This is a genomic window from Acinetobacter sp. YH12236 (genome assembly GCF_013417645.1).
In the GTDB taxonomy this organism is placed as follows: Bacteria; Pseudomonadota; Gammaproteobacteria; order Pseudomonadales; family Moraxellaceae; genus Acinetobacter.
The window spans coordinates 1-6,199 of sequence record NZ_VPDM01000063.1; the positions used below are offsets into that span (position 1 = coordinate 1).

Here is a 6,199-nt window from a genome sequence, read left to right on the forward strand (position 1 = left end):
TTTACGATGTCGAGGTATTCAACGGTCACATGCTTTAGATCGGTTGATAGGTTATTTAATTTAATCATGGCTGAAATCCTGATTTTTCTAAAATTGGATAAAGCTCTCTGAATTTTTCAGGCTCTAACAGCATATCTGCTATACGGATAGCAAATTGTTGGTAGCTTTCTGTACCTTGTGAATATTTCCCCATTTCAGGCATTTCTGACATTTTTTTTGCAAATAAATGGCGTTGTGCATCGGTCATTTTGATAAAAAAGTCAGGTGTGTTTGGGTCACGCTTAGAATCTAATTTTTTCGGTTGTTGTTTCTGCTTAAACTTGAATGAAAACCCAGTAATTGTACGCCCTTTCTTGTGTTGCTCATAAGTGGCTTTTATGTCTGTATGTTCATTGATTTGAGTAATGGCAGTTTCTAATACACGGCTTTTAAAATGGTGCATACGTTGATATTCATCATCTTCAACACCTAAATTTTTACGTAATTGTTGTAGTTCAAAAACAGGTGTTTTACCAACTTCACGCCAAGCGATTAATAACTCATAAAGTCTAGTGGCATACTTACTGGTTAGGTGTGCAACTTGTTTGGCTTCATATTTTGTAAAGTGTTCTTCTAATCTAGTGATTAAAGGAACTACATCAGGTGCGAAAGTAATTTCTAGTAATGCCAAATCATCTACATAAAAAATACGGCTTACCCAGCGAGAGCGAACGATACCTACCTTCCCTGTTTTTTTATATTCGGCTGTATAGCTAAACTGCCTGTTAAATAGATTATTTACGGCATCTTTCAGGGCTTTGTAGGATGCATCAGGTGATACATTAAATAGTTTTGCATAGTCACTAGCATGTATTTCTAGTTTGCTATCTGCCGTAATACCCCGCCCTAATTCCCTTGCATTAATGATTGCAAGCATGACTAAACGCTGTTCCGTTAGTTCTAAATTATAACTGGCGTTTATTAATGCATTATCTTTCACAACTAAACCATTCTTCATATTAAATACACGTTATTATTAATGTGTATTTACACACTATATATTTTATGTGTGTAAATCAAGAGAATTTGTGTGCTTATACAAGAGAATTTGTGTGCTTATACAAGAGAATTTGTGTGCTTATACAAGAGAATTTGTGTGCTTATATAAGCTGTAGTCCTCTCATATCAATGTTTTCAGCTTATCTAAAAGCATTTAAAAGCTTTAAAAATAATTAAAAGCCTTTCGAGAGGGGAGTGCAAACTGCCCTAGGTACTCGCTAAAGCTCGTACTCTATTGAAGCTCGTTCCTCGCTTCGTGGGGCAGTTTTTGGTTAATCCTATTTGTGAAATCTAAAAGCAAAAGCATTTGTAATGTATTCGCTTCGCTCATACTTTTTGAAAAGCAAAAGCTCCAAAGTTCGCACCCATTCGGGATGCTCTGTACCTACCGTTTAAAATCGAAAGGGAGCTTGTAATCAGAGAAAAGGCGAGGGCGAAATTTTGATGATGCTCAATCGCTCGTAGACACTCGCTCGGTTCTTATTATCTAGGTTTTAATTATTTACTGGAGCTAATCAAAGTTGTGAAACATTGCTTAAATAATAGGCGTGGAACGTGAAAAATCATAAAAAAAGCCCGAACAGGGATGTTCGGGCTATAAACTAGAAACTACAGCATTGATTTCTATAGATAATTATAGCGCATTTCGTATAAGGTGTATTATGTTAATTTTAGTAGAACTAATAAATCTATATATTTGAAAATGTCATTTTACTCAATTAAATACTCTTCAGATATTTCACACTGTTCAACAAAAAAATGATCATGTGAAACTAAAATTACAGCGCCCTGATATTGGCTAATAGCCTGCGATAGAAGCTCTCTAGACTCAATATCTAAATGATTTTCTGGTTCATCAAGCAATAATAAATCAATACCATCAGGATAGTGACTCATTGCTAATAATGCGACTTTCAATTTTTCACCACCACTCAGTTCTGATAGTTTTAATAAAGCTTTTTCACGACGAATACGTAACTGACCTAACAAATTTCTCCACTCAACTTCAGTAAGATTGGAGTTATAAAGTGCAAGGTTTTCGATTACGGATAAATCATTATTTAATAAACTAAAGTTTTGATCTAAATACAAACATGTTCCACTAAAGAAAATATCATCACGTTGATGGGTAGAAATCAATTTCAATAAGGTTGATTTACCAATTCCATTAGCACCTTTAAGATGGATTTTTTCGCCAGCTTTCAATGCAAAATTAATTTTATTTGTTGCTGTATGGGGTAGCTTTAAATCATGAATTCTTAAAATCTCTCCTTGCTTCGTACTCTGTAAGTGGAATTCAAACTTCTGAGCTTTGATTTTTTCTACAATGGTCTGCCTATTAATCAGACTATTTTTCAAATCATCAGTTTGTCGAGTTTGTTGGGCACGTAGCTTACCTAAGCTTTGTCCAGCATTTTCCTTTTTGAAATCTAGAAAAATCTTTGCTTGAGAATTAGAATCACGAAGTTCATTGCCTTTAGATTGACGTTTATTCGCTTTCATTAAGCTATCATGTTGCCGTTGTTTTAACTGCTTTAATTCTTTTTTCTCATTATTAATAGACTGAGTTAATGCATCCATGTGTAGCTGATGCTGTTGAATGTAATGCTCATAATTACCTTTGTAGTGTTGTAAGCCTAATTCAGTTAAAGCATAAATATGTTGGACTTGATTGAGTAATTGGCGATCATGACTAATCAGGCATACACCACTAGGGTGTGCCAAAATACTCTCAATTAACCATTGTCTAGATGTTGAGTCTAAATGGTTGCTTGGTTCATCTAAAAGTAGATAGTGATCCTTTTTTAAAAACAAACGACATAAAGCCAGCTTTGTTTTTTGTCCTTCACTCAGTTTTTCTGTTGGAAAGTTCAAATCCGTAGGTAAGTCAGCATTTTCAAGTATATTTTGCCATTTTTGTGGTAAATCCCAGGTATTTTCAACTAACTCATAATCATCAAAACTAGCTGTATTGTTCTCTATACGCCGAAAAGCATGATGTAAATGATCTACCTCTAATGCTTGTGCAATATTTTCAGCATTAAGGCGTTCTAATTGTGCCAAATAATCATGTTGGATATTCCATGAAACTTGACCACTATAATGAATATCTAAAGCTTGGCTTTGATCTAATATTCTGAACAATAGGGATTTACCTAAACCATTACGTCCAATTAATGCAGAAACCTGTCCTGATAAAAGCGTAATGTTTAGCTGATCAAACATTTTCTGTGTAGAAAATTCTAAATTTAAGTTTGAAGCAATACATGCATGTTGCATAAAAAATTCCTCATGTAGAGGATATGCAAAATAGTGAAGATTAACTTATAAAAAACAATATATTATTTAGGATATAAAGTAGAGACCAAGAATATATAGCCACAAGTAGAATCTATTTTGCACATCAAAAGTTTAAAAATAATGATGAGAAAATGACTTACTTCATTGGCGTTACTCTTGGGAGGATGATTTGAATAAGGTTATTTTATAATGATAAGACAATCTGTCAAGCTTGTACTAAAGCTTCTAAAAGTTATTTAACATAATGGCGATTATGCGAAATTCAGTTGTCAGAAACCATTTATTACATCAAAAGTAATGAAAAAGTAAAGAATATGACTTATATTATCTTTACTTTAATGGTTTTTGAGTGAGGGAATCATGTCCGCAGTCAATTTCAATATGCGCTTAGAAGCAGAGTTAAAAGAACAAGTTACCCCTATTTTGGAAGACTATGGTTTGACTATGCCTCAAGCATTCAAACTGTTCTTGAATCAAATCGTTAAAACTAAAGCGATTCCTTTGTCTTTTGACTATGCACGAGAACCTGCTTTAACTCCTAAAGCAGCAGCCAAGTTACTTCAATCTTTAAAAGAGATTGAAAATGGCGAGTACACCGAGTACGAAACGGTAGAAGAAGCGATTAAAGCTATGTCGGAAGAAGCACATGGCTAAACGTAAGATTGTCGTAACCAGTTCTTTTAAACGTGATATTAAAAGACGTTATTTAGAACTGGTTACGGCTGAATGGGCAGAAGTATTAGATTGTTTAGTCGCAAATAATCCTTTGCCTGAAAAGTATTTAGATCATCCCTTGAAAGGTGGTGCAGAGTTTAAAAATTGTCGTGATTGTCATGTGAAGCCTGATTTAGTCTTGATCTATAGGCTTGTTGGTGACGATATTTTAGAACTGCATCAGTTGGATAGCCATTCCGAAATTTTTGGATGACTATCGCTCGATGCTTTGAAAGATGGCTTTAGCCATGTTTCAAAGTCGGGCAACTTTGCGACTGCTGTCATTGATTCGGTGATGGCAAGAGCCGAGCAAAGTACTGTCTAATCATTATTTTGGGTCAATCACACAATAATCCTTATTCGCTCCGTGACAGTCATTTTTCATGATGCGAACGCAAGACTTCCCATTGCAATTTTTAATATCTAGGCTGTATTTTTGTTCTAGCCATGCAACGTCTGCTCTACGCTGTTTGATTTCGTCCATGCTCGGCACATATAAAAATAATGCTAAAAAGAAAACGATCAGCAAGCTAACAAAAGCACTGGCGTAGATTGCCATGAATCGCCAGTCAAGTTGATTGGTTGCATTGTTTAATTCCCGAATACTGTTGTTGAGTGCGTCTATTTGCTTCTGATTGGCGTTTTTTAGGTGTTTTTCGGTCTTGTTGAGTACTCCGCTAGCCACTTCCTTATAAAACGCTTCTAATCGCTTATTATCGTCTGCTATGGCTTCTCGATACTCTTTCATAGATGCCAGTAAAATATAGAGCTGGTCATCTAGGTCGTTTTGGTTGCTCATCGGTACATTCCGCCCTGATCTAAGTCTTGTGATGCTTTACGGTTGGCTCGCTCGGCTTTCTGTTGCTCTAGTTTTTGCTGTCGTTGTATTTCGGCTTGGCGTTCTTGTTCTAGGCGTTTAGCTTCTTGGTTTTTCTGCCATTGCTCGAAGCCTTGCTCGGCACGGTTTAAACCGTGCTGTAAAACGCTGTCTGTGCGCTGTTGCTGTTGCTTGAGCTGTTGGGCGTTCTGCTGTTTCACATTGTCATTAAAACGGCTGATTTCAGTGTCTATGCCTTGTCTGCGTAATTGGGTGACTTTAGTGCCTTCATGGATGGTGGCTTGTAGTCCGTTATTCTGATCGGCATAGCTGCGGTGATCTATTTTTTCTCGGTAGCCTGCTCGTTCTAATGCGTGATTGGCTAAATTTGCCCACGTTTCCCGAATCTGTTTAATTTCGTCTTGGGTTGTCCCCATACCAAGGCTTTTTCGTTTGGCGTTGCTGAGTTCAATATCGGTTTTGGTGGTCAGAGTGAGTTTATTGTCTGCATCCAATTCGGCTTTTCGGGTTGTGAGCATGATATGGGCGTGATGGTTTTTATCATTACCGCCTTTACTGGGTTCATGGATGGCTAAGTCTGCAATCACGCCATAGCGATCAACTAAGGCCGTGGCAAATTCTTTTGCCAAGTCCTTACGTTGATCAGCGTCTAATTCATCAGGTAGGGCAATGACCCATTCTCTAGCAGTTCGAGCATCTTTGCGGTTTTCGGACTGTTCCGCCAAGTTCCACAATTCGCTACGGTCTATTTCTATATCAAGGTTAGACACAATTTCGCTATGGGCGACACCATCCTTTCTCGTAAAATCGTGGGTTAGTCCTGTTCGTTCATCTTTGAGTTTTTCCCCTGCACGATATGCAGATGATGCAACGGCAGTTCTTCCCGAACTGCGGTTAACGGTTTTGGTTGTACAGTGGTAAATCGCCATTAAATTTTCCTTGTGGCATCCACGTATTGATTACATTTCGGGCATTCTTTTCTAATAGTTTGAATGGATACTCCATTCATTTGCTCTATAAGAATTTTAGGTAATTTGTATAAAAATTCATTCCCACAGTTTGAGCATATAAAAATATGCTGTTCATCAATATTGTATTTCTTCATTTGCTTTACCGCTCTTGCTTTTGCTTTTGGGGTTAAGGGGTGTCCCCCTTACGCATCTTTTGACTTGAATGAAATTCAAGTCGTAAGTGCGCATTTCATGAAAAACACGATAGCATATTACCCGCTTGAATTTCAATTCATAGGGTCTTATGCTTGAGTGGTTTTCTATATTCCGAAATTAACCGTTATGACTAAATCTGCTG

At 36.8% G+C, this 6,199-nt stretch carries 6 protein-coding genes; 2 read left to right on the forward strand and 4 right to left on the reverse strand.

The window, feature by feature from the left end; translation table 11 throughout:
- Window positions 1-64 precede the first annotated feature (64 nt).
- Together repM and FTV14_RS15605 are read right to left on the reverse strand one after the other, a co-directional pair.
- Window positions 65-997 carry a replication initiation protein RepM gene (repM, locus tag FTV14_RS15600; RefSeq protein ID WP_026438545.1) on the reverse strand — a complete coding sequence of 311 codons (933 nt, stop codon included), beginning with the start codon at window positions 995-997 and terminating at the stop codon, window positions 65-67.
- 752 nt (window positions 998-1,749) lie between these two features.
- Window positions 1,750-3,318, reverse strand: a complete 1,569-nt coding sequence (locus tag FTV14_RS15605) for an ATP-binding cassette domain-containing protein (RefSeq protein WP_159124549.1) — start codon at window positions 3,316-3,318, stop codon at window positions 1,750-1,752.
- Window positions 3,319-3,699: 381 nt separating this feature from the next.
- Here FTV14_RS15605 and FTV14_RS15610 point away from each other — a divergent pair, with 381 nt between their 5' ends.
- Together FTV14_RS15610 and FTV14_RS15615 are read left to right on the forward strand one after the other, a co-directional pair.
- Window positions 3,700-3,993 carry a type II toxin-antitoxin system RelB/DinJ family antitoxin gene (locus FTV14_RS15610; protein WP_004870963.1) on the forward strand — a complete coding sequence of 98 codons (294 nt, stop codon included), beginning with the start codon at window positions 3,700-3,702 and terminating at the stop codon, window positions 3,991-3,993.
- Window positions 3,986-4,267: a type II toxin-antitoxin system YafQ family toxin gene (locus FTV14_RS15615; RefSeq protein WP_180038331.1), complete on the forward strand. Its 282-nt coding sequence runs from the start codon at window positions 3,986-3,988 to the stop codon at window positions 4,265-4,267. Before FTV14_RS15610 ends, FTV14_RS15615 begins: the two co-directional genes overlap by 8 nt.
- A gap of 114 nt (window positions 4,268-4,381) precedes the next feature.
- On the opposite strand, the gene FTV14_RS15620 is transcribed toward FTV14_RS15615, so the two are convergent.
- The gene (locus FTV14_RS15620; protein WP_004870960.1) at window positions 4,382-4,852 is read right to left on the reverse strand and encodes a hypothetical protein; all 471 of its coding nucleotides are present in this window, start codon (window positions 4,850-4,852) and stop codon (window positions 4,382-4,384) included.
- Window positions 4,849-5,820 carry a MobQ family relaxase gene (gene mobQ, locus FTV14_RS15625; protein ID WP_180054148.1) on the reverse strand — a complete coding sequence of 324 codons (972 nt, stop codon included), beginning with the start codon at window positions 5,818-5,820 and terminating at the stop codon, window positions 4,849-4,851. The genes FTV14_RS15620 and mobQ overlap by 4 nt, the downstream gene beginning before the upstream one ends.
- Between the last annotated feature and the right edge of the window lie 379 nt (window positions 5,821-6,199).